This window comes from Mesorhizobium sp. WSM4820 (genome assembly GCF_055811075.1).
Genome location: NZ_JBVVQN010000004.1, coordinates 250,886 through 273,803, shown reverse-complemented (window position 1 = coordinate 273,803; position 22,918 = coordinate 250,886). Strand labels below are relative to the sequence as shown.

At 63.3% G+C, this 22,918-nt stretch carries 19 protein-coding genes and 1 pseudogene; 14 read left to right on the top strand and 6 right to left on the bottom strand.

Annotation, left to right across the window (positions count from 1 at the left end):
• The first annotated feature begins 114 nt into the window (after positions 1 to 114).
• The 3 genes from glmS (at position 115) to AC0L2R_RS09315 (ending at position 3,229) form a co-directional block, all read left to right on the top strand.
• The gene (gene glmS, locus AC0L2R_RS09325; RefSeq protein WP_473508554.1) at positions 115 to 1,938 is read left to right on the top strand and encodes a glutamine--fructose-6-phosphate transaminase (isomerizing); all 1,824 of its coding nucleotides are present in this window, start codon (positions 115 to 117) and stop codon (positions 1,936 to 1,938) included.
• Positions 1,939 to 2,090: 152 nt separating this feature from the next.
• Positions 2,091 to 2,390: a HigA family addiction module antitoxin gene (locus tag AC0L2R_RS09320; protein WP_473508553.1), complete on the top strand. Its 300-nt coding sequence runs from the start codon at positions 2,091 to 2,093 to the stop codon at positions 2,388 to 2,390.
• An 80-nt stretch (positions 2,391 to 2,470) separates the two neighbouring features.
• Complete coding sequence (locus AC0L2R_RS09315) at positions 2,471 to 3,229, top strand: DUF502 domain-containing protein (protein WP_473508552.1); 759 nt, start codon at positions 2,471 to 2,473, stop codon at positions 3,227 to 3,229.
• On the opposite strand, the gene recG is transcribed toward AC0L2R_RS09315, so the two are convergent.
• Positions 3,181 to 5,292, bottom strand: coding sequence for an ATP-dependent DNA helicase RecG (recG, locus tag AC0L2R_RS09310; RefSeq protein ID WP_473508551.1), 2,112 nt, complete (start codon positions 5,290 to 5,292; stop codon positions 3,181 to 3,183). The two genes, AC0L2R_RS09315 and recG, sit on opposite strands and share 49 nt — an antisense overlap.
• Before the next feature lie 295 nt (positions 5,293 to 5,587).
• Here recG and AC0L2R_RS09305 point away from each other — a divergent pair, with 295 nt between their 5' ends.
• From AC0L2R_RS09305 to AC0L2R_RS09290, 4 genes and pseudogenes are all read left to right on the top strand, one after another.
• Positions 5,588 to 5,875 (top strand): FAD assembly factor SdhE, encoded by a 288-nt coding sequence (locus AC0L2R_RS09305; protein ID WP_128169001.1) that lies wholly within the window; start codon positions 5,588 to 5,590, stop codon positions 5,873 to 5,875.
• A 13-nt stretch (positions 5,876 to 5,888) separates the two neighbouring features.
• On the top strand, positions 5,889 to 9,386 hold the full coding sequence (gene mfd, locus AC0L2R_RS09300; protein ID WP_473508550.1) for a transcription-repair coupling factor: 3,498 nt from the start codon (positions 5,889 to 5,891) through the stop codon (positions 9,384 to 9,386).
• A 307-nt stretch (positions 9,387 to 9,693) separates the two neighbouring features.
• Positions 9,694 to 11,067 (top strand): class II 3-deoxy-7-phosphoheptulonate synthase, encoded by a 1,374-nt coding sequence (locus tag AC0L2R_RS09295; protein ID WP_091593609.1) that lies wholly within the window; start codon positions 9,694 to 9,696, stop codon positions 11,065 to 11,067.
• Positions 11,068 to 11,096: 29 nt separating this feature from the next.
• Positions 11,097 to 11,267: pseudogene (locus tag AC0L2R_RS09290) on the top strand (dihydrofolate reductase family protein); the annotation flags it as partial.
• An 11-nt stretch (positions 11,268 to 11,278) separates the two neighbouring features.
• On the opposite strand, the gene AC0L2R_RS09285 reads toward AC0L2R_RS09290, so the two are convergent.
• Positions 11,279 to 12,067, bottom strand: coding sequence for an RES family NAD+ phosphorylase (locus AC0L2R_RS09285; RefSeq protein ID WP_473508549.1), 789 nt, complete (start codon positions 12,065 to 12,067; stop codon positions 11,279 to 11,281).
• Complete coding sequence (locus tag AC0L2R_RS09280) at positions 12,027 to 12,401, bottom strand: MbcA/ParS/Xre antitoxin family protein (RefSeq protein WP_091593990.1); 375 nt, start codon at positions 12,399 to 12,401, stop codon at positions 12,027 to 12,029. The genes AC0L2R_RS09285 and AC0L2R_RS09280 overlap by 41 nt, the downstream gene beginning before the upstream one ends.
• A gap of 235 nt (positions 12,402 to 12,636) precedes the next feature.
• On the opposite strand from AC0L2R_RS09280, the gene AC0L2R_RS09275 reads away from it, so the two are divergent.
• From AC0L2R_RS09275 to AC0L2R_RS09265, 3 genes are all read left to right on the top strand, one after another.
• Positions 12,637 to 13,056, top strand: coding sequence for a GFA family protein (locus AC0L2R_RS09275; RefSeq protein ID WP_473508548.1), 420 nt, complete (start codon positions 12,637 to 12,639; stop codon positions 13,054 to 13,056).
• 94 nt (positions 13,057 to 13,150) lie between these two features.
• Positions 13,151 to 13,510, top strand: a complete 360-nt coding sequence (locus AC0L2R_RS09270) for a diacylglycerol kinase (RefSeq protein WP_091593617.1) — start codon at positions 13,151 to 13,153, stop codon at positions 13,508 to 13,510.
• Between the two features lie 98 nt (positions 13,511 to 13,608).
• The gene (locus tag AC0L2R_RS09265) at positions 13,609 to 14,190 is read left to right on the top strand and encodes a hemerythrin domain-containing protein (protein WP_473508547.1); all 582 of its coding nucleotides are present in this window, start codon (positions 13,609 to 13,611) and stop codon (positions 14,188 to 14,190) included.
• A gap of 3 nt (positions 14,191 to 14,193) precedes the next feature.
• Here the strand turns inward: AC0L2R_RS09265 and AC0L2R_RS09260 are convergent, their stop codons facing one another.
• Together AC0L2R_RS09260 and AC0L2R_RS09255 are read right to left on the bottom strand one after the other, a co-directional pair.
• On the bottom strand, positions 14,194 to 14,781 hold the full coding sequence (locus AC0L2R_RS09260; protein ID WP_473508546.1) for a DedA family protein: 588 nt from the start codon (positions 14,779 to 14,781) through the stop codon (positions 14,194 to 14,196).
• Positions 14,778 to 15,341 (bottom strand): DUF1003 domain-containing protein, encoded by a 564-nt coding sequence (locus AC0L2R_RS09255; RefSeq protein ID WP_091593994.1) that lies wholly within the window; start codon positions 15,339 to 15,341, stop codon positions 14,778 to 14,780. The genes AC0L2R_RS09260 and AC0L2R_RS09255 overlap by 4 nt, the downstream gene beginning before the upstream one ends.
• An 89-nt stretch (positions 15,342 to 15,430) precedes the next feature.
• On the opposite strand from AC0L2R_RS09255, the gene AC0L2R_RS09250 reads away from it, so the two are divergent.
• From AC0L2R_RS09250 to gltX, 4 genes are all read left to right on the top strand, one after another.
• Complete coding sequence (locus AC0L2R_RS09250; protein WP_473508545.1) at positions 15,431 to 16,144, top strand: DNA-3-methyladenine glycosylase I; 714 nt, start codon at positions 15,431 to 15,433, stop codon at positions 16,142 to 16,144.
• Positions 16,145 to 16,290: 146 nt separating this feature from the next.
• Positions 16,291 to 18,036 (top strand): NAD+ synthase, encoded by a 1,746-nt coding sequence (locus AC0L2R_RS09245; protein WP_473508544.1) that lies wholly within the window; start codon positions 16,291 to 16,293, stop codon positions 18,034 to 18,036.
• Between the two features lie 416 nt (positions 18,037 to 18,452).
• Entirely contained in the window at positions 18,453 to 20,258 is a 1,806-nt protein-coding gene (locus AC0L2R_RS09240; protein ID WP_236392356.1) for an ABC transporter ATP-binding protein, read from the top strand.
• 197 nt (positions 20,259 to 20,455) lie between these two features.
• Entirely contained in the window at positions 20,456 to 21,829 is a 1,374-nt protein-coding gene (gltX, locus tag AC0L2R_RS09235; protein WP_287319591.1) for a glutamate--tRNA ligase, read from the top strand.
• Here the strand turns inward: gltX and AC0L2R_RS09230 are convergent.
• Positions 21,747 to 22,883 (bottom strand): DUF2865 domain-containing protein, encoded by a 1,137-nt coding sequence (locus tag AC0L2R_RS09230; protein WP_473508543.1) that lies wholly within the window; start codon positions 22,881 to 22,883, stop codon positions 21,747 to 21,749. The two genes, gltX and AC0L2R_RS09230, sit on opposite strands and share 83 nt — an antisense overlap.
• Between the last annotated feature and the right edge of the window lie 35 nt (positions 22,884 to 22,918).

The following is a 22,918-nucleotide window of genomic DNA, read 5'->3' as shown; positions in this document are numbered from 1 at the left end:
TTTGTGCAGAACCGTTCCGGCTGATACGGAACGAAGCGCAATGTGATTTTCGCGGCAGCCCGGCCAACCCTAAATGGCGCCGGGTTTTTCATGCCGGAATCAGGGGCAACGTCTATGTGCGGTATCGTCGGAATTGTCAGTCACTCGCCGGTCGCGCCACTGATCGTCGATGCGCTGAAAAGGCTCGAATATCGCGGTTATGATTCGGCCGGCGTCGCCACCGTCGAGCACGGCCAGCTTGCGCGTCGCCGCGCCGAGGGCAAGCTGATCAATCTCGAGCGCCGGCTGAAGGACGAACCGCTTGACGGCATGATCGGCATCGGCCATACGCGCTGGGCGACGCACGGCGTGCCCAACGAGACCAATGCGCATCCGCATTTTTCCGACGGCGTCGCCATCGTCCACAACGGCATCATCGAGAATTTCGCCGAATTGCGCGACGAGCTGATGCGCGACGGCTACACATTTTCATCGCAGACCGATACCGAGGTCGTCGCACATCTGGTGGGGCGCGAACTGGCCAGGGGCCTGCAGCCGGTCGAGGCCGCGCACCAGGCGCTGAAGCGGCTGGAAGGCGCCTTTGCGCTGGCCATCATGTTCAGGGGAGACGAGGATCTCATCGTTGGCGCGCGCAACGGTCCACCGCTGGCCGTCGGCCATGGCGATGGCGAGATGTTTTTGGGCTCCGACGCTATCGCGCTTGCCCCCTTCACCAATTCGATCACCTATCTGGAGGATGGCGACTGGGCGGTGGTGCGCCGTAACGAGGTTGCCATCTTCGACATGGACGGCAACAAGGTCGACCGCAAGCGCCAGCAGTCGCTTAGCACCAGCTTCATGGTCGACAAGGGCAACCGGCGCCATTTCATGGAGAAGGAAATCCATGAACAGCCCGAGGTGATCTCGCACACGCTGGCGCATTATGTGGATTTCGTTGGCGGCGTCTCGAAGCCGATCGACCTGCCGTTCGATTTCGCCAAAATCGACCGGCTGGCGATTTCGGCCTGCGGCACTGCCTATCTGGCCGGCCTGATCAGCAAATACTGGTTCGAGCGCTATGCGCGGCTGCCGGTCGACATCGATGTCGCTTCGGAATTCCGTTACCGTGAAATGCCGCTGTCGAAGACAGACGCCGCCTTCTTCATCTCGCAATCGGGCGAGACCGCCGACACGCTGGCCTCGCTGCGCTATTGCCGCAAAGCGGGCATGAAGATCGGCGCGGTCGTCAATGTCCGCGAATCGACGATGGCGCGTGAATCCGACGTTATCCTGCCGACGCTGGCCGGGCCGGAGATCGGCGTCGCCTCGACCAAGGCCTTCACCTGTCAATTGTCGGTGCTGGCCTCGCTTGCCGTGCGGGCCGGCGTGGCGCGCGGTACGATTTCGCAGGAACAGGAAACGACGCTGGTCCGCCAACTGTCGGAAGCGCCGCGCTATGCCAACCAGGTCCTGAAACTCGACGGCCAGATCGAAAAGGTCGCGCGCGACCTCTCGCACTACAAGAACGTGCTTTATCTTGGCCGCGATACCAATTTCCCGCTGGCCATGGAAGGCGCGCTGAAGCTCAAGGAAATCTCCTATATCCATGCCGAGGGCTATGCTGCCGGCGAGCTGAAGCACGGGCCGATCGCGCTGATCGACGAGAACATGCCGGTGATCGTCATTGCCCCGCATGACCGGATTTTTGAAAAAACCGTGTCGAACATGCAGGAAGTGGCGGCGCGCGGCGGCAAGATCATCCTGATCACCGACAGCAAGGGTGCCGCGCACGCCACGGTGAAGACGATGGAGACGATCGTGCTGCCGGACGTGCCGGAAATCATCTCGCCGATCATCTACGCGCTGCCAATCCAGATGCTGGCCTATTTCACCGCGGTGTTCATGGGCACCGACGTCGACCAGCCGCGCAACCTGGCGAAATCGGTGACGGTGGAGTAAGGGCTGGCAAGTTTCGACCAGCTGCCGATAGGTCCGGTGACGGTTAGTATCAGTTATTGATACATATTTCACTGATGCTGGCGCCGAGGATGTGGAGATCGTCGACTACCATTGAGTGGGCACTTGCCCTAATCCTTCGAGGTCCCTGAACCATGCTCAAGTTCGCACGTCCAATTCACCCCGGAGGATTCCTGCGCGAGGAATATCTCCTCCCGCTTGGCATGAGCGCTGGCGCGCTGGCGAAGAAGCTTAATCTTCCGCGCACTCGTATCGAACGCATTGCCAAGCAAGAGATCGGCTTGACTCCCGATACCGCGCTTCGCCTCGCCAGGTTCTTCAACACCACGCCGGAATTCTGGATGAATTTTCAGCAGGCCTATGAGCTCGAAACCGAGGCACGGAAACTCGCGCCTGAGCTCGAGAAGATCGAGCCGCTGGAAGTCGCGGCATAGTTGATCATTTAAAAAATTCGCAGTTCCAAAGCCGGATGCGGTTCATTAATGTCGCGCCGCAATCAGCGCTGCGGTGAACCATGTCCGATGCTTCCAAGACCTCAGGCATGACCCGGCTGCGGAATTACTTTCTGACAGGCTTTGTCGTCTGCGCGCCGCTGGCGATCACCGCCTACATCGCCTGGTCGTTCATCGGCTGGGTCGATTCCTGGGTGAAACCCTATATTCCGGCGCGTTACAACCCCGATAGCTATCTGCCGGCGCCGGTTCCGGGATTCGGGCTGATCGTCGCCTTGATCCTGATCACCCTGATCGGGTTCCTGACCGCCAATATCGTTGGCCGGGCTATCGTCTTGTTCGGTGAGCGGCTGCTCGGCCGCATGCCGCTGGTGCGCGGCATCTATGGGTCGCTGAAGCAGATCTTCGAGACCGTGCTGTCGAACAAGGGCGACATGTTTCGCCAGGTCGGGCTGGTCGAATACCCGCGCAAGGGCGTCTGGTCGCTGGTCTTCGTTGCCAGCGAGAAGGAAACCGAGATCAACCAGAAGCTCGACCAGGAGGGTGATCCGCTGATCGCGGTGTTCATGCCGTGCACGCCCAACCCGACCACCGGCTTCCTGATGTATGTGCCGAAATCCGATATCGTGCTGCTCGACATGACGATCGAGGACGGCGCCAAGCTGATCGTTTCGGCAGGGCTGGTGGCGCCGGCGGTCAAGACGAACATGGTGACGTTGAACGGCAAGCCGATCGGCGTTCAGGTCGGCAATCCGCCGGTCGACGCCGGGCCTCAGCCGGCGCGCAAGAGCCGCACCGCCTCGTCGCGGCCGAACAAATAAAGCAGCATGCGAAGGGCGGCGCCGCGTTCGGATTGCAGTTCCGGATCGCGCGACAGGATCAGCCGCGCGTCGTCGCGGGCGGCTTCGAGCAGGTCGGCATGCGCCTCGATGCGCGCCACCTGGAAGCCAGGTGTGCCGGACTGGCGGGTGCCGAGCAACTCGCCTTCGCCACGCAGTTTCAGATCTTCCTCGGCGATGCGAAACCCGTCCTCGGTCTCGCGCATCACTGACAGCCGGCGCGTTGCCGTCTCGCCGAGCGGGTCCTTGTAGAGCAGCAAGCAGGACGACGGTTTTTCGCCGCGACCGACCCGGCCGCGCAACTGGTGCAGCTGGGCGAGGCCGAAGCGCTCGGCATGCTCGATGACCATGATCGTCGCATCCGGCACATCGACGCCGACCTCGATGACCGTGGTGGCGATCAGGATGCGTGTCTCGCCGGCCTTGAAGGCGCGCATCGCCTCGTCTTTTTCGGCGCCCTTCATGCGGCCGTGCACCAGGCCGATCCGGTCGCCGAACAGCGGCTTCAAGGAGGCAAAACGGTCCTCCGCCGACATCAGCTTGATCTCTTCGGATTCTTCGACCAGAGGACAGATCCAATAGATCTTCTGGCCGTCGGCGACGGCGTCGCGCATGCGGCCGACAAGTTCGTCGAGCCGCTCGAGCGACACGGTGACGGTGCGGATCGGCTGGCGACCGGCCGGCTTTTCCGTCAGCTTCGACACATCCATGTCGCCGAAGGCGGTCAGCACCAGCGTGCGCGGGATCGGCGTCGCCGTCATTACCAGCATGTCGGGCGCGTCGCCCTTGGCGGTGATGGCGAGCCGCTGGTGGACGCCAAACCGGTGCTGCTCGTCGATGACGGCAAGGACCAGGTCGTGGAACGTCACCGTTTGCTGGAACAGCGCGTGGGTGCCGACGACGATGTCGATCTCGCCACTGGCCAGACTGGTCAGCGTCTCGGTGCGCTCGCGGCCCTTTTCGCGCCCGGTGAGGATGGCGATGCGCAGGCCGGCTTGTTCGGCCAACGGCGCAATCGTCGCAAGATGCTGGCGTGCCAGGATTTCGGTCGGCGCCATCAATGCCGCCTGGCCGCCGGCCTCGACAGCGCGCGCCATGGCGAGCAGCCCGACAACCGTCTTGCCTGACCCGACATCGCCCTGCAGCAGGCGCAGCATGCGTTCGGGGTCACCGAGATCGGCATTGATTTCGGCAAGCGCCATTTCCTGCGAATTGGTCAGCGAATAGGGAAGCGCGGCGCGCAGCTTTTCGACGAAGCGGCCGTCCCCGACCAGCGGCCGGCCGGACAGGCGGCGGACTTTTGCGCGCACCAGCGCCAGCGACACCTGGCCTGCCAGAAACTCGTCATAGGCGAGACGCCGCCAGGCCGCGCCGTCGACCGACACGTCGACCGGGTCGGCGGGATTGTGGATGCGGGCGAGCGCATCGCCGAAGGCGGGAAAGCTGCGGCGGCGCAGAAACTCATCCTCCTGCCATTCCGGCAGCACCGGCAAGCGAGCGAGCGCCTGGCCGATTGCCCGGCGCAGCACTTTTCCCGAGAGCCCGGCGGTGAGCGGATAGACCGGCTCGACCAGCGGCAGGTTTTCCGCTTCGCTGGCCAGCGCGATGTGGTCGGGATGAACCATGGTCGGGCGGCCGTTGAACCATTCCATGCGGCCGGAGACCACGACATGCTCGCCCTCGGGCATTGCTTTTTCGAGATAGGCAGCGTGCGCATGGAAGAAGGTCAGCGCGATCTCGCCGGTGTCGTCATGGGCGTAAACCCGGTACGGCACCGATCTGTTGCCGCGCGGCGGCGGCTGGTGGCGATCGATGCGCACTTCCAGGGTGACGATCGCGCCTTCGGCCGAACCGGCGATGCCCGGCCGGTTGCGGCGGTCGATCACCGAATGCGGCAGCACGAACAGAAGATCGCCGGCACGTGCGGGGCGGCGGTCGCCGAGATCGGCCGGCACGATTTTCTCGATCAGTGCGCCGACCTTCGGCCCGACGCCGGCAAGCGAGGTGATCGGGACAAACAGCGGATCGAGGAGGGAAGGTCTCATGGGTGTCGGCGCTCACCCCCCTCTGGCCTGCCGGCGATCTCCCCCTCAAGGGGGGAGATCGGCAGCTTTGGCCTCATCGCCCATCCTGCAGCGGTGGAGATTGGCGAAATCAGTCGCGACGGCAAATCTCCCCCCTTGAGGGGGAGATGTCCGGCAGGACAGAGGGGGGTCTTAGCGCCGACGGTGTCAGGAGTGTATGTCACACCGGGATGTTAGACACCCACCGGACCGTTGCAAGGCTGACACCGCGCTCTATCCACGCTATATGCGCCGCTTCAGGCAAGGATGCTGGACAATGACCGGAACGAGACGATCAAGCGAGGGGCTCGACGCCCGCCGCCGCAAGCTTCTGTTTCGATCCTGGCATCGCGGCATGCGCGAAATGGACCTTATTCTCGGCAGTTTCGCCGACGCCGAGATCGGCGCCTTGACCGGCGACGAACTCGACCAATATGAGAGGCTCCTCGAAATTGCCGATACCGAATTCCTGCCCGTGATCACCGGCGAGCGGCCGATTCCGGCTGACATCGACTGTGCCGTCCTGCAAAAAATCCTGGCGTCGCGCCAGGCGATGACATTCTGAAATACGTGATTTCATGAGCCTGATCCCCACAATCGGCCTGCCGAAAGGCCGCGCCGGCCAGTTCATCGTCGACGGCGTCGCCGACGGTTACGAAGCCTTCGCGCTGGTGCAGGCCGCGCACGAGATCGCGCCCGACAAGCCGGTGCTGTTCGTGGCACGCGACGGCCAGCGCCTGCCTTCGATCGTCGAGGCGCTTTCCTTCGCCGCGCCTGGCCTGCCGGTGCTCGAACTGCCGGCCTGGGATTGTCTGCCCTATGACCGCGTTTCGCCCGGCCCGGATGCAGCCGCGCGGCGACTGGACGCGCTCACCGCGATGATCGCGTTGGCAAAAAATCCGCACCGCGCCGTCATCCTGACCACTGCCAACGCGCTGCTGCAGCGCATTCCGCCGGCAAGCCTTGTCGAGGCGCAGACATTTCACGCCAAACCCGGCAACCAGATCGACATGAACGCACTGGCGTCGCGGTTGGAGATATCAGGCTTCGAGCGGGTGCCGACCGTGCGCGGCGTCGGCGAGTTCGCCGTGCGCGGCGGCATTCTGGACCTGTTGGCGCCTGGCTGGACGGAAGCGCTGCGGCTCGATTTCTTCGGCGATACGCTGGAATCGATCCGCGTCTTCGACGCCGCCACGCAGCGCACCACCGGCCAGCGCAAGTCGATGGCGCTGCAGGCGATGAGCGAAGTGGCGCTGACGCCGGAGACCATCAGCCGCTTCCGCCGCTCCTACATCGACGCTTTTGGCGCGCCCTCGCGTGACGATGGGCTCTATGCGGCGGTCAGCGAGGGACGGCGTTTTGCCGGCATGGAGCACTGGCTGCCGTTCTTCTACGAGCGGCTGGAGACGGTGTTCGACTATCTGCCGGACACGGCTGTCGTGTTCGACCATCTGGCACATGAGGCACTGGCCGAGCGCCATGCGCTGATCCTCGACCATTACGAGGCGCGCAGGAAGCAGGCCGACGGCGCGCTGAAGGACGCCGTCCCCTACAAGCCGGTGCCGCCCGACCTGCTTTATCTGTCGCCGGAAAACCTCATCGCCTCGCTTGGCCCGCGCGAGGCGATCGACTTCACGCCGTTCGACGCGCCCGACGCCGGCGCCAGGAAAATCTACCATGCCGGGTCGCGGCACGGCCGCAGCTTCGTCGAGGAACGCGCCGACCCCAACGTCAACGTCTTCGACGTCGTTGTAAAACACATTGGCGACGAGCGCGCCGCCCGCCGCCGCGTCGTCGTCGCCGGCTGGACCGAAGGTTCGCTCGACCGGCTCGGCCAGATCCTGGCCGAGCATCATCTCGGCAGCCTCGAGCCGGTGGCTACGCTGGCCGAGGCGGAAAAGCTCGAACCGGGACAGGCGGGACTTGCCGTGCTGCCGCTCGAATCCGGCTTCGAGACCGAGAAACTGGTCGTCGTCGCCGAGCAGGACATTCTGGGCGACCGGCTCATCCGTCGCTCGAAGCGCAAGAAGCGCCCTTCCGATTTCATCGCCGAGGCCTCGGCTTTGTCCTCCGGCGACATCGTCGTCCATAGCGACCACGGTATTGGCCGCTTCATCGGGCTGCGCACCATCGAGGCGGTCGGCGCGCCGCATGATTGCCTCGAAATCCATTACGCCGGCGACGACCGGCTGTTCCTGCCGGTGGAGAACATCGAGCTTTTGTCGCGCTATGGCTCGGATTCGATTGAGGCGACATTGGACAAGCTTGGCGGCGGCGCCTGGCAGTCCAGAAAAGCGCGGCTGAAGAAACGCCTGCTCGACATGGCCGGACAGTTGATCCGCATCGCCGCCGAGCGGCAGATGCGCGCTGCCCCTTCGCTGGTGCCGGCAGACGGTCTCTATGACGAATTCGCCGCGCGGTTTCCCTATGAGGAGACCGACGACCAGCAGACGGCGATCGATTCGGTCATGGGCGACCTGGGCGCCGGCAAGCCGATGGATCGGCTGATCTGCGGCGATGTCGGCTTCGGCAAGACCGAGGTGGCACTTCGTGCCGCCTTCATTGCGGCGATGGAAGGCTTTCAGGTCGCGGTGGTGGTGCCGACGACGCTGCTGTCGCGCCAGCATTTCAAGACCTTCTCGCAGCGCTTCTCCGGCGTGCCGATCCGCGTCGCCCAGGCCTCGCGGCTGGTCGGCGCCAAGGAACTGGCGGAGGCCAAGAAAGGCATCGCCGACGGCACCGTCGACATCGTCATCGGCACTCACGCGCTGCTCGGCTCGTCGATCTCGTTCAAGAATCTCGGCCTGTTGATCATCGACGAGGAACAGCATTTTGGCGTCAAGCACAAGGAACGGCTGAAGGACCTGAAGAGCGACGTGCATGTGCTGACGCTGTCGGCAACGCCGATCCCGCGCACGCTGCAACTGGCATTGACCGGGGTGCGCGAACTGTCGCTGATCGCCACGCCGCCGGTCGACCGCCTGGCGGTGCGCACCTTCATCTCGCCTTTCGACCCGCTGGTCATTCGCGAGACCCTGCTGCGGGAACGCTACCGCGGCGGTCATTCCTTCTATGTCGTGCCACGCATCAGCGATCTGGCGGAAATTCATGATTTCCTTCGTGAATCCGTGCCCGAACTAAAGGTGGCTGTCGCTCACGGCCAGATGCCGCCCGGCGAGCTCGACGACATCATGAACGCCTTCTACGACGGCCAGTACGACGTGCTGTTGTCGACCACCATCGTCGAATCCGGCCTCGATATCCCGACCGCCAACACGCTGATCGTGCATCGCGCCGACATGTTCGGCCTGTCGCAGCTCTACCAGCTGCGCGGCCGCGTCGGCCGCTCGAAGGTGCGCGCCTATGCGCTGTTCACGCTGCCGGCCAACCGCAAGCTGACCGATACCGCCGAGCGCCGGCTGAAAGTGCTGCAGTCGCTCGACACGCTCGGCGCCGGTTTCCAGCTCGCCAGCCACGATCTCGACATCCGAGGTGCCGGCAATCTTCTCGGCGAGAAGCAGTCCGGCCATATCAAGGAGGTCGGCTTCGAGCTCTACCAGCAGATGCTGGAAGAGGCCGTCGCCGAGGTCAAGGATTCCGGCGAGGTGCAGGATGGCGGCTGGTCGCCGCAGATCGCCGTCGGCACGGCGGTGATGATCCCCGAAAACTATGTTCCGGACCTGCAGCTGCGGCTGGCGCTCTACCGCCGCCTCGGCGATCTCGAAAACACCGAGGAGATCGACGCTTTCGGCGCCGAGCTGATCGACCGGTTCGGACCGCTGCCGGAGGAAGTGAAGCATCTCTTGAAGATCGTCTTCATCAAGGCGCTGTGCCGCAAGGCCAATGTCGAAAAGCTCGATGCCGGACCAAAGGGCGTCGTCATCCATTTCCGCAAGCGCGAGTTCTCCAACCCCGTCGGGCTGGTCACCTTCATCGGCGAGCAGGGTTCGCTGGCCAAGATCCGGCCGGACCACAGCGTCGTTTTCGTCCGCGACTGGCCGACACCTGAAAAGCGGCTGGCCGGTTCAGCGGTCGTCATGACGCAGCTGGCAAGGCTGGTGGAGAAGGCGGCTTAGCGCGGCTCGGCCGGCTCCCCCTTCTCCCCTTGTGGGAGAAGGTGGCCGCGAAGCGGTCGGATGAGGGGTGTTCCAGCTTGGCAAAACCGCGCTCCGGCCAACACCCCTCATCCGTCTTGGCGCTGCGCGCCAATCCACCTTCTCCCACAAGGGGAGAAGGAAAGACAGGCGGCGAGCTTGTGCCATTCGCCACCACCGAAATTCCGGTCTAGAATAGGAAATCGGCTTCGTGTATGGAGCCGCGATCCCCATATTGGGGCGAAATGGCGGGCGACAGCACCCGCTGGAAAGAATTTTGGGTGCAACGATGACGAAATGGTCGCCGAATTCGTGGAGAGCAAAGCCGATCCAGCAGGTTCCTGCCTATCCGGATCTTGCCGCGCTGAAGAACACGGAAGCCCAACTCGCCACCTTTCCACCGCTGGTTTTTGCAGGTGAGGCACGCAAGCTGAAGAAGCAGCTTGCGACCGTCGCTGCCGGTGACGCATTCCTTCTGCAGGGCGGCGATTGCGCCGAGAGTTTTGCCGAACATGGCGCGGACAACATCCGCGACTTCTTCCGCGTCTTCCTGCAGATGTCCGTGGTGCTGACCTTCGCCGGCGCGCAGCCGGTGGTGAAGGTCGGCCGTGTTGCCGGCCAGTTCGCCAAGCCGCGCTCGTCGGACGCCGAGACCAAGGGCGGCGTGACACTGCCCAGCTATCGCGGCGACATCATCAACGGCATCGAGTTCGACGCCAAGTCACGCATTCCCGATCCCGCACGCCAGGAGATGGCCTACCGCCAGTCGGCGGCGACGCTCAACCTGTTGCGCGCTTTTGCGCAGGGCGGCTACGCCAGCCTGGAGAACGTGCATCAATGGATGCTCGGCTTCGTGTCCGACAGCCCGCAGGGCGAGAAATACGAGTCGCTCGCCAACCGCATCACCGAGACGATGGACTTCATGAAGGCTGTCGGCATCACCTCGGAGACCAATTACGCGCTGCGCGAGACCGACTTCTACACCAGCCACGAGGCGCTGCTGCTCGGCTACGAGGAGGCGCTGACCCGCGTCGATTCGACCTCGGGCGACTGGTATGCAACCTCCGGCCACATGATCTGGATCGGCGATCGCACCCGCCAGCCCGACCATGCCCATGTCGAATACTGCCGTGGCATCAAGAACCCGCTGGGCCTGAAATGCGGCCCGTCGCTGACGCCGGACGGCTTGTTGCAGCTCATCGACCTGCTCAATCCGGAAAACGAGCCCGGCCGGCTGACGCTGATCGCGCGCTTCGGCTCCGACAAGGTCGCCGAGCATCTGCCGAAGCTGGTGCGCGCAGTGCAGAAGGAAGGTCGCAGCGTGGTGTGGTCGTCGGACCCGATGCATGGCAACACGATCGAGGCCGCCGGCTACAAGACACGGCCGTTCGACCGCATCCTGAAGGAGGTGCAGAGCTTCTTCGAGGTGCATCGCGCCGAAGGCACGCATCCGGGCGGCATCCATATCGAGATGACCGGCAAGAACGTCACCGAATGCACCGGTGGCGCCCGCGCCATCACCGCCGAGGAATTGCAAGACCGCTACCACACCCATTGCGACCCGCGCCTCAACGCCGACCAGGCGATCGAACTGGCGTTCCTGGTCTCGGACCTGCTCAAGAAAAGCCACCCGGTCCAGCACAAGCAGGCCGTCAACGGCTGATTTCAGTCGTCATCGATTAGGTCTTGCATCTCGCACGCTCCGGTCTGATCGACGAGTACCGGCTCTACATCCACCCGGTCGTGCTTGGCGGCGGCAAGCCGTATTTCAAGTCCGGCCTGTCGCTGAGCTTGAAGCCGCTTGGTAAGGAAAGCCTAACCCAGGGCGTGACGCTGCTGCGCTACGCACCCGTCGGTTTTTAGTCAGGATCCGGCTAGCGGCCGCGCTCCCAGCGCAGTCCGTTGAGCCGGGGATCGGCGGCAAACGCCGTCCTGGAAAACTCGATCCGGTTTTGCGGGAACTCGCAGATCGCCTGCACGCCGAAGGCGCCCAGCCGGATGCGCCAGGTGTGGGGTTCCAGCGGTTTCGGCTTGGCAAAGCCGCTGCATGCCAGCAGCGCCACGTTAGCGCCTTTCGGGTCGCGCACGGAGCGATAGCGGATCGCCTCCAGCCCGGCTTCGCGCGCGACATCGGCAATATTTTGGCAGGCCGCATAGTCGGTCGGGTGCGTCCACGCCGCTGCGTCGCGGTCGAGCGGCGGCCGCGTCAGGTCGATCACCTTTGTGCTGCGTATCGCTGCGGCGAAGGCGGTGTATTCGGCGGCGTCGCGTGGCCACGGCGTAGCCGGCGATTCGGCGAAGAACAGCAGGCGGTAAAAAGCCATCTCAGAGACGGCGGTCATAATGGTTTCCGCCGCATAGTAGACGCCCTTGGTCCTGCCGGCGCGGCGGAAGCGCGAACCGTGCGGATAGATCGAGCCGTAGCGGAAGGGCGTTGCCAGGAGATAATGCAGATGCCGGCATTCCAAGGGGATTTGCGGCTTGGTTTCCTCGATCAGGTCTTCGAGGACGGCCTGCTCGTCGAGCGTGTCAACGACTTTCAATGTCGAGACGCGGTGCTGCGCCTCGACGATGCGCCAGTATTTGCCATCGAGCCCATGCTTGCCACCTCGTTTGGCGGCTTCAGACGAGAGCGCGTCGGGAGTCCAGATAGGCGATGACATCGACAAGCCCTGATATCGTCACGATTTTTTCGAGCGGGGTGCCATCGAAGGCCGTGTTGGCATTCTTCAGCCATGCCCGGGCGACGGTCTCGTCGCCGCCGACAATGGCGTCGAGCGAGCGGAACAGGCGGACGAACAGCACGGCAAGCTCGAACGGCTTGGTTCCACGCTCCAGCAGGAATTCCTGCCTGCGCATGCGCGAAACCGTGGCTTCCGAAACCCCGATGATGGAGGCCAGCATCCTGGCGGTAATGTCCAGCAGGTCGGCGGCGCGCAGCGTCGCCTTGGTCAGCACTGCATTTTCGGCCGTGTTGGCGGCGAGATTGGGTTGCATTGTCGGCAGCGTCTCCTTTCTGATGAAAATATAGCGCACAAAAATTCATATGGAAAGGTGTTGCTTTAACAATTGGCGGACCGTCGAGAGGCTGTTGGCGCGGCCTGCCGCTTTGTCCAAACCGTGCTGTGCGGAACACGCCCGTCGAATGTCGCATTCGCTTGAGCACGGCCGCTGCAAAACTGGAATCCTGGCAAGGGACGCCGAGGATCACGGCTGCGTCGGGAGGCCCGAGATGGACAACACACATAGCGGCTCTTGCCTGTGCGGGGCTGTGCGGTTCAAGACGCGAGGGGCCTTGCGCGGCGTCATCTACTGCCACTGCTCGCAATGCCGGAAGCAGAGCGGGCATTTCTACGCTGCAACCAATGTTGCCAACGCAGACATCACGATTATGGGCGCGGAAAGCATCACCTGGTACCAAGCATCGTCGTTTGCCAGGCGCGGTTTCTGCAAGACATGCGGCTCGTTGCTGTTCTGGAAGCCGCAGGATGATGAATATGTCTCGGTTCTCGCCGGACTGTTCGACAAGCCCACCGGACTTCAGGGCCAATGCCACATATTCGTCGGCGACAAGGGCGACTACTACCTGATCGACGATGGGCTGCCGCAGTTCGAAAAGTCGACGTCGTCGATCAAGGTCGCCGATGAGTGACAAGCTCGCCGGCAAACGATTTTTGCAGCGATCGCCTTATTCCCTTGATCCGGCCATTGCGCTATCCCCTGCCGGTGGTTCGGAAAGGTTTGGCATGCAGCGGCTGATCGATGCTTTCTACAATTCAGTGCGGGCATTTCGCAAATTGGCTTCCAGCGAAAAAGCCTTCCAGCAGGAGCTGATGCTGCTCGTGCTGGCGCTGCCGCTCGGCTGGTTTGTTTCGGTGTCGTGGCGCGGCTATGCGCTGCTGATCGGCGCGGTGCTGCTGCTGATCATGGTCGAAGTGCTGAACACCGGCATCGAGGCCGCATGCGATGCGTTCAGCCGGGAGTTCAACGTCGATATCCAGCTCGCCAAGGACTGCGGTTCGCTGGCGGTGCTGATTTCGGTGGTGATCGTTGCCGGCGTCTGGGGCATCGCCATCATCGAGCGAATCATGGGGCTACCGATCTAGCCATCAAACCCCTACATGCCGGTCACCACAACCTGATCCCATGATCTGTTCCGAAAACCGGTATCCACTTTCCGGGATCATGGTCTGAGGAGACCGACATGACCGCCGATTCCCTGCTGCTCGAACGCGCAGGCCTGCCGGACGATTTGCGCTGGCTGGCTGAAAAATACCCGCGCGAGGTATGGCAGGGCCACGCCAATATCCATGGCATCGCCACTATGTGGCTGCAGCGGCACGACATGTTCCGCGAGCTCGGCGGCATGCTGACCAACGGCACTGACGACTATCGCGAGGGCAGGCTGACGGCGCCGGAGTTCGCGGGCTGGTTCGCGCCGCGGCTCAACCATTTTCTTGGGCACCTCGACGGCCACCATAATGTCGAGGATATCCATTATTTTCCGGTCTTCGCCAAGGCCGAGACCCGGCTGAAGCGCGGCTTCGAGATTCTCGATGCCGATCATCATACGATCCATGAAGGGCTGGAGCGCAATGCCGAAGCGGCAAACGCTTTCATCCGCACGCTAAGCGAGAGCGAGGACAAGCAGCGCTTTACCGCCGATGCCTATGCCGACGAGAACAGCCGGCTGATCGCCATGCTGACCCGGCACCTTGCCGACGAGGAAGACCTGATCATCCCGCTGATCCTTGATCGCGGCGACCGGGCGCTCGGCATCGACTGATCATCACGTCTCCTTGCTACGCTCCTTCTTGGCAATGGTATGAGCGATGAACCAGGCGAGGATCGCTGCTGCCAGGCCAATCGCCAGGGCGATCAACAATCGCTCGTGACGGACCAGCGCCTGGCCGACGATGCGCTCCGCGCCCAGCCCGAACACATAGCCGACGGTGGTGAACAATCCGGCCCAGACCATCGACGAAATGGCGTTGAGAATGACAAAGCGCGTCACGGCCATGCCGGACAATCCGGCCGCGATGCCGCCGACAAGGCGCAGGCCATAGATAAAGCGGTTCGTCAGCACGAAAATGTCGGGATGGGTGGAGACAAGACGATAGGCGTGGCTGAAACCCGGCCGGCCCTTCAGTTTGACCACGAACGGATGGTCGGCGAAGCTTCGTCCGAGGATAAAGAAACAGCTGTCGCCGGCAAAGGCGCCGATGGCCGCCGCCAGGAACGCCTGCCACAGGACGAAAACATGCTGATGCGCGAAAAACCCGCCGAGGAGGGCGGCACTTTCGCCCTCGGCGACACAGCCCAGAAAGACGGCAATCAGCCCGTATTGCTCGATGAGATTATGGATGGCATCCGTCATGAAGGCGTCCGCTGCTTCGACAAGATATCGTCGATCCGCTTCACCTGTTCGGCCAGCTGCGCGATCTCGTCGCGCATGCCAACGATCTGGCTGTGGCGCAGTTCGTCCAGCTTCTCATGCAGCGCCATGATCTCGATCTCGGCCTTGAGATTGACCTCGTAGTCGTGGGCGGCGTCGATGCGGTCGCGCTCGGCCTGGCGGTTCTGCGCCATCATGATCACCGGCGCCTGCAGCGCAGCGACCATCGACAGGATAAGGTTGAGGAAAATGAAGGGATAGGGATCGAAGGCGTCGCGCGACAAAAGCCAGGCATTGCCTGACGTCCACAGGATCAGGAAGGCGATGAAGACCAGGATGAAGGACCACGAACCGCCGATCCGGGCGATGGTATCGGCGAGGCGGTCGCCAAACGTCTGGTGAAAAGCGACGGCCTTGTTGGTGTCCTTCGCGATCGTGGTGCGTTCGAGCGTGCTTTGCAGCACCTGGCTCTCGACCTGGCTTAGGCCATCCGGCCTTCGCCGCAGCCAGCGGTTTGCCAGATCTTCGATCGTCTTGTTCATTGTCGCCTCCGTCGTCAGCGTCCGCATAGACCTAGAGGCTGCCGGTTCGTGCGGGAAGTGGTAGATTGACGCGACAGGGTGAGGAAACAATGATGGATTTTCAGAAAATCCGCGCCCGCGCGGCCAAACGCAAGGGCGGGGAAGCGGTGCTGGCATCGCTGCTGGGGCCGATGCCCGACAATGCCGCGGTGGCTGACATTTCCGATGATCGCATCCTGTCGACGATGGCCGAGCGTGTTTTCGCCGCCGGATTCGTCTGGCGCGTCATCGAGCAGAAATGGCCGGGTTTCGAACAAGCGTTCCTCGGCTTCGAGCCGAAGCGGCTGTTGTTCCAGCCTGACGATTTCTGGCACGAACTGACGGCCGACGAGCGCATCGTGCGCAATCCGCAGAAGATCAAGTCGGTTCGCGACAACGCGGCTTTCGTCGAGCGTGTGTCGAAGGAGCACGGCGGCTTTGGCAGGTTCCTCGCCGACTGGCCAGAAGACGACCAGGCTGGACTGATGGCCTATCTCGGCAAGCATGGCAGCCGGCTCGGCGGCAATACCGGCCAGTATTTTTTGAGGTGGCTGGAGTGGGACGCCTTCATCATCTCAGGCGACATGGCGGCCGCACTGCGCGACGCCGGCCTGGACATCGCCGAACACCCGACCTCGAAGCGCGATCTCGACAAGATCCAGAACCAGATCAATGCCTGGGCGGCGGACACCGGGCTGCCGCGCCGGCATATTTCGCGCATCCTGGCGATGTCGATCGGCGAAAACCATTCGCCGCAGGCATTGCGCGAATATATGGGCGAATAGGACGCGATCGGTATCCGGCGGTCCGATCGGTCTTACGAATGACCTAGGTCATTCGGTCTGGACACGAATGACATAGGTCATTCGGTCCGGGGTGGTCCAAGCAAACGCCATTGCCCGGCCAATTCCGTCGCGCTAAGTCAGCAGGCATGATCGACAAGACCGCTTCCGACATATTGCGCATCGCCGTCGCCCAACTCAATCCAACGGTTGGCGATGTCGCCGGCAACCTCGCCAAGGCGCGCGAGGCGAGGGCGGATGCCGCTCGACAAGGCGCCGACCTCGTGCTGTTCACCGAGCTTTTCCTCGCCGGTTATCCGCCCGAGGATCTGGTGCTGAAGCCGGCGTTCCTGAAGGCCTGCGAGCAGGCGGCGCAGGATTTCGCTGGCGACACTGCCGATGGCGGGCCGGGCGTCATCATCGGCACGCCGCTGAAGCGCAAGAGCGGCACGCACAATTCGATCATCTTTGCCGATGGCGGCAAGATCCTTGCCGAGCGCTACAAGCTCGATCTGCCGAACTACGGCGAATTCGACGAGAAGCGCGTCTTCCAGGCCGGCCCTGAAATCCAGGGGCCGGTCAATTTTCGCGGCGTGCGCCTGGGAATTCCGATCTGCGAAGATATTTGGGGCGATGTCGGCGTCTGCGAGACGCTGGCCGAAAGCGGCGCGGAAATCCTGCTGGTGCCGAACGGCTCGCCCTATTATCGCGGCAAGGTCGATGTTCGCCACCAGATTGTCATCCGCCAGGTCATCGAATGCGGGTTGCCGATCATCTACGCCAATCAGCTTGGCGGCCAGGACGAACTGATCTTCGACGGCGCGTCGTTTGCCATCGGCGCCGACAAGACGCTGGCCTTCCAGATGAGCCAGTTCGAGGAAACGGTCAACGTCACCACCTGGAAGCGCAACCGCGCCGCCGCAGGCGCGCAAAATAGAAATAACGCCGCGGCGGGCGCGCAACTTGGAAATGGTCCTGATGGCTGGGTCTGCTCCGAAGGACCGATGTCAAAAATCCCGGAAAAGGAGGAGGCCGATTACCGCGCCTGCATGCTGGGCCTGCGCGACTACGTCAACAAGAACGGTTTCAGGAATGTCGTGCTCGGGCTTTCCGGCGGCATCGATTCGGCGATCTGCGCCGCACTTGCCGTCGATGCGCTCGGCGAGGAGCGGCTGCGCGCCGTGATGATGCCCTACCGCTACACTTCTAAGGACTCGCTTAAAGACGCCGAGGATTGCGCCCGCGCGCTCGGCTGCCGTTACGACATCGTGCCGATCTTCGAGCCGGTCGACGGATTCCTGCATACGCTGACGCAGCTTTTCGAGGGCACCAAGCAAGGCATCACCGAGGAAAACCTGCAGAGCCGCGCGCGCGGCACCATTTTGATGGCGATCTCCAACAAGTTCGGCTCGATGGTGGTCACCACCGGCAACAAGAGCGAGATGTCGGTCGGCTACGCCACGCTCTACGGCGACATGAATGGCGGCTTCAACCCGATAAAAGACCTCTACAAGATGCAGGTCTATGCGCTGGCGCGCTGGCGCAATACGCATGTGCCGCCGGGTGCGCTGGGCCCTTCCGGCGAGGTGATCCCGAACAACATCATCGACAAGGCGCCGTCGGCGGAACTGCGCGAGAACCAGACGGATCAGGATTCGCTGCCGCCCTATCCTGTGCTGGACGACATATTGGAGTGTCTGGTCGAGAACGAGATGGGTGTCGACGAGATCGTCGCCCGCGGCCACGACCGGGCAACGGTGACGCGCATCGAGCACCTGCTCTACATTGCCGAATACAAGCGCCGGCAGGCAGCGCCGGGCGTGAAGATCACCAAAAAGAATTTCGGCCGCGACCGCCGTTATCCCATCACCAACCGGTTCAGGGACGGCGGATAGATCGCCGTTTTTTGCTCTGTGAAAATGGCTGCCGCGAGGAAGTGCACAACCCGCGATTGTTGCAAATCGCCTCACCAGTTGGACCAGATGCGCTTTCGGCAACCTGCTGGCTTGGCGCGGCGTTGACGCGTCTCTATAAAGGCGTCTCCGCGATCCCCTTGCGGGAGGACCGAATGCCAGGATTTGACATCGTTATGCGAGGCCGCGAAGCTTAGGTTTCAGAGGGCGCCGGAAGGTTTTCACCTTCATGGCCAGGCAATCTGACAACAGGCATTCGTCGATGCCGGTCGCCGCCCGTATTCGGGCGAGCCGCCAATATGCCGAACCTTCCGCATTCCCGGGCTCTCACGCGCCCAACGCGGTTTTCTCAATTTCGACCTTACCGGGACCGGGCTCGTTTGCGCCCGAATGACATCATGGCTCGTTTTCAGATCGATTTGCGCGCCGGCGCCTTTCGCAGCGTCCTTGGCTTCACGCTCAGTCATTGGCGGCGCCAGCCGTGGCGGCTTTCGCTCATCATGGGCACATTCCTGCTGTCGACCTTGGCCGACGTGCTGACGCCGCTCTATTCCGGCCGGCTGGTCGACGCCGTCGCCAGCAGTGCTGCGGCCGACGATGTCGCCTGGGACGCGGCGATGGCGGCCTTTTCGATGCTGGTGGCGCTGGCGCTCACCGGTGTCGTGCTGCGCAACCTCGCCTTCATGGCCATCGTCGAATTGACCCTGAAGATGATGGCGGATATCGCCGCCGACGCCTTCCACCGGGTCCAGCGTTTCTCCACCGACTGGCACGCCAACAGCTTCGCCGGATCGACCGTGCGCAAGATAACCCGCGGCATGTGGGCGCTCGACCTGCTCAACGACACGATCCTGATCGCGCTGCTGCCGTCCGTCGTCATGCTCGTCGGCTCGACGCTGCTGCTCGGCTGGTTCTGGCCGCTGATGGGTGCTGTCGTCGCCGCAGGCTCGGTGCTGTTCATCGCGGTGACGGCGCTGCTGTCGCTTGGCTATGTCGCGCCCGCGGCAAGGCTTGCCAATGCATGGGACACGCGCCTTGGCGGCTCTCTGGCCGATGCGGTGAGCTGCAACGCCGTGGTCAAGGGCTTTGGCGCCGAGGAACGCGAGGAAACACGCCTCGCCAAGGTCGTCGCCAGATGGCGCGCCCGCACGCGCCGCACCTGGGTGCGCGGCACCATCAACGGCACCACGCAAGGATCGATGCTGCTGCTTCTGCGAACAGCGGTGATCGGTTTCTCGCTGCTTTTGTGGTCGTGGGGGCAGGCGAGCGCCGGCGATGTCACCTTCGTGCTGACCTCGTTCTTCGTGCTGCAAGGCTATTTGCGCGATATCGGCACGCATATCCGCAATCTGCAGCGCTCGATCAACGACATGGAGGAACTGGTCGACTTCCAGTTCGAGCCGCTCGGCATCGAGGATGTGCCCGGCGCCAGGCCGATCCGCATCACCGACGGCCGCATCAGCTTCGACAACGTCACCTTCCATTATGGCAGCCACCGACTGCCGCTGTATCGCGACTTTTCGGTGGACATCGCGCCGGGCGAGCGCGTCGGGCTGGTCGGCCATTCGGGTTCGGGCAAGACGACCTTCGTCAAGCTGATCCAGCGGCTTTACGACGTGAACGCGGGAACGATCCTGATCGACGGCCAGGATATTTCCGGGGTGGCGCAGGCGTCGCTGCGCGGGCAGATCGCTATCGTCCAGCAGGAGCCGATCCTGTTCCACCGGTCGCTGGCCGAAAACATCGCTTATGCCCGGCCGAGCGCGACGCAGGCCGAGATCGAGCATGCCGCACGGCTGGCAAGCGCGCACGACTTCATCGTCGATCTGCCGAAAGGCTATGGCACGCTGGTCGGCGAGCGCGGCGTGAAATTGTCGGGCGGCGAGCGCCAGCGGGTGGCGATCGCGCGGGCTTTCCTTGCCGACGCGCGGATCCTCATCCTGGATGAGGCGACGTCGAGCCTCGATTCGGAATCGGAGGTGCTGATCCAGCAGGCGATGGAGCGGTTGATGGTCGGCCGCACGACGCTGGTCATCGCGCACCGGCTTTCGACGGTGCGAGCGCTCGACAGGCTCCTGGTGTTCGATCGCGGCCGCATTGTCGAGGAGGGCTCGCATGATCAACTGATCCGGCTGCAAGGCGGCATCTACCGCCGGCTGTTCGAGCGCCAGGCGCTCGAATTGACCAAGGGGCTGGCGATCTGACGACTTGCAGCGCCGCGCGCGTCCAACAACTTTGAATCTGCGGATAGTGCTTTCCGCAAATCGGTTCCGATTTTCGGGCCGATGCGCTAAAACGCGCGTCGCTGCCGCCTTTTCATCGCCTTCGTCATGTCTTATGTCTGCGGCCAAGCGCGGGGGCGTGTCTTGTCAACAGCAAAACCATCCGGTACGCCCCATTCATGACAGTTACCGTCCGTTTCGCCCCATCACCCACCGGCCGCATTCATATCGGCAATGCCCGCACTGCGCTGTTCAACTGGCTGTTCGCCATGAACAACAAGGGCCGCTTCATCCAGCGCTTCGACGACACCGACGTCGCGCGCTCGACGCAGGAATTCTCCGACGCCATCCTCTACGACCTGCATTGGCTGGGCATCTTTCCCGACGCCACGGAATACCAGTCACGGCGCTTCGAGTTTTACGATGCGGCGGTGGAGAAATTGAAGGCGGCGCGCCTTCTCTATGCTTGCTACGAAACACCGGAAGAGCTCGATCTCAGGCGAAAGGTGCGCCGCACGCGCGGCCTGCCGCCGGTCTACGGCCGCGAGGCGCTGACGCTGACGGCTGAGCAGGTCGCCGAATACCAGGCCGACGGCCGCCGGCCGCATTGGCGCTTTCTGCTGCCTAATTTCACCAGCGATCCGCTGCAGCCGGAGCGCACCGAAATCCACTGGAACGATCTGGTGCGCGGCGAGGAAACCGTCGACCTAGCCTCGCTTTCCGACCCGGTTCTGATGCGCGAGGACGGCACCTATCTCTATACTCTCCCTTCGGTGGTCGACGACATCGAGATGGGGATCAGCCATGTCATCCGCGGCGACGACCACGTCACCAATACCGGCGTGCAGTTGGCCTTGTTCCAGGCGCTGGGTGCCGAGCCGCCGGTGTTTGGCCACCACAATCTTTTGACCACCGCGTCGGGCGAGGGCCTGTCGAAGCGGAGCGGCGGGCTGTCCATCGAAAGCCTGCGCGAGACCGGCATCGAGCCGATGGCGGTCGCCTCGCTGGCGGTGCTCGTCGGCACCTCGGAAAACGTCGTCGCGGTGCAGACGATGGCTGAGCTTGCCGAGCGCTTCGATCCGGCGGCGACATCGAAATCCCCGGCCAAATTCGATCCGGACGAGCTTTTCGTGCTCAATCGCACGCTGCTGCACCATATGCCGTTTTCCGAGGCGCGCGACCGGCTGATCGTGCTCGGCATTTCCGGCGAACAGGCGGAGCCGTTCTGGCTGGCGGTGCGCGGCAATCTCGACAGGCTGGCCGATGCAGCAATCTGGTGGCGCACACTTCGCGACGGCCCGCAGGAGCAGCCGGACTTTTCCGACCCCGACCGCGAGTTCCTTCGCCAGGCCTTCGACCTTTTGCCGGAAGACCCCTGGAACGGGTCGGTCTGGAAGGAGTGGACCGGCAGGATCAGGGAAGCAACCGGCCGCAAGGGCAAAGCGCTGTTCACGCCGCTCAGGCTGGCGCTTACGGGCCAGCCCTCGGGGCCGGAGCTTGCAGATCTGTTGCCGCTGCTGGGTCGGGAAGGAACGTTGGCCCGACGACCCTGACCTTGCGCTGTTCCGGCGGCGGCAAGGTCGTCGGCGAGGGTTTTGCGGCGGGGCGCTCGATGGCTTCGCGATCGAGCCGGCCTTCGACATTGGCCAAACTCTCGGGGTCGGCGGGGGCAGCCTGTTTCGGGCTTGGCGGGTTGCCGGCAATGATCTCGAAATTTCGCGCGGCGTTGCAGCCGCAGGCCGGCGGACGCGCGGGCTGCTTGTAGAGATAGGCGGTCGGCAGTTCGCTGTATGGCCTGCCGGTTACCGAAGACGTCATGCCACCCGAGTCGTCGCCGAAGCCGCGCGCATAAAACACCTGCATCTCGGTGCCGGGGCAACTCGAATCGCAGTTCTTCTGGTCGCGCTCGAAATCGCCCAGCGAGGCGGCGTTCGACATCGGGAAGAAATAGCCGTCGCAGGTGCGCACGCACATGGTGCGGAACTCGCCGTGCGGCTGGCCCATGTCGTCGGCATTATCGAGCATGGTGCGGATGTCGCGCGGACCCACGGCTTGATCGGGCTCTTCAGGCCGGTCGGACGCGCCGGGTCCAATTGCGTCGCTGCCCAAAAGCTGGTCGAGCAAGTTTTTCTCGCCGGTTCCACGGCTGGCGTCGCGGCCCGGTGCCGGCTTTGGCGGCGCCGCATCATCGCGGCAGCCATTGGCGTCGAGCGAAGCCAATATGCGTGCGCGATTGCGGTGCGAGCCGTCGCCGGCGAGTTCAGCGCGCGTGGCTTGCAAGCCGTCGAGATTGGCTGCCATGCGATCGATGGTGGCGTCGAGTGTGGCGCATGCGTTGGCGTTGCGGCGCGACGGCGAAAAGCCGCAGCCGGCGCGGCTGGATTGGCTGACGGCCTTTGAAATCTGCTGGCGCTGCCGCACGATTGCATCGTCATATTTCCTGAGCAGGGCTGGCTTGGTGCCGCCACCGCGCGAAGCGGCCGCGAGATCGGCTTCCAGCTGCCGGCAAACACCGGAGGCGGCCTGCAGTTCGGTGGCGGCAAAGCCTGACAATGCCAGGGCACCGAGCAGTGCTGCGGCGCGCGTCAGCTTCCACCCTCCGCCCATACGGAACTCCGCTTGCCTCGTCCGTTGCGAAGGTT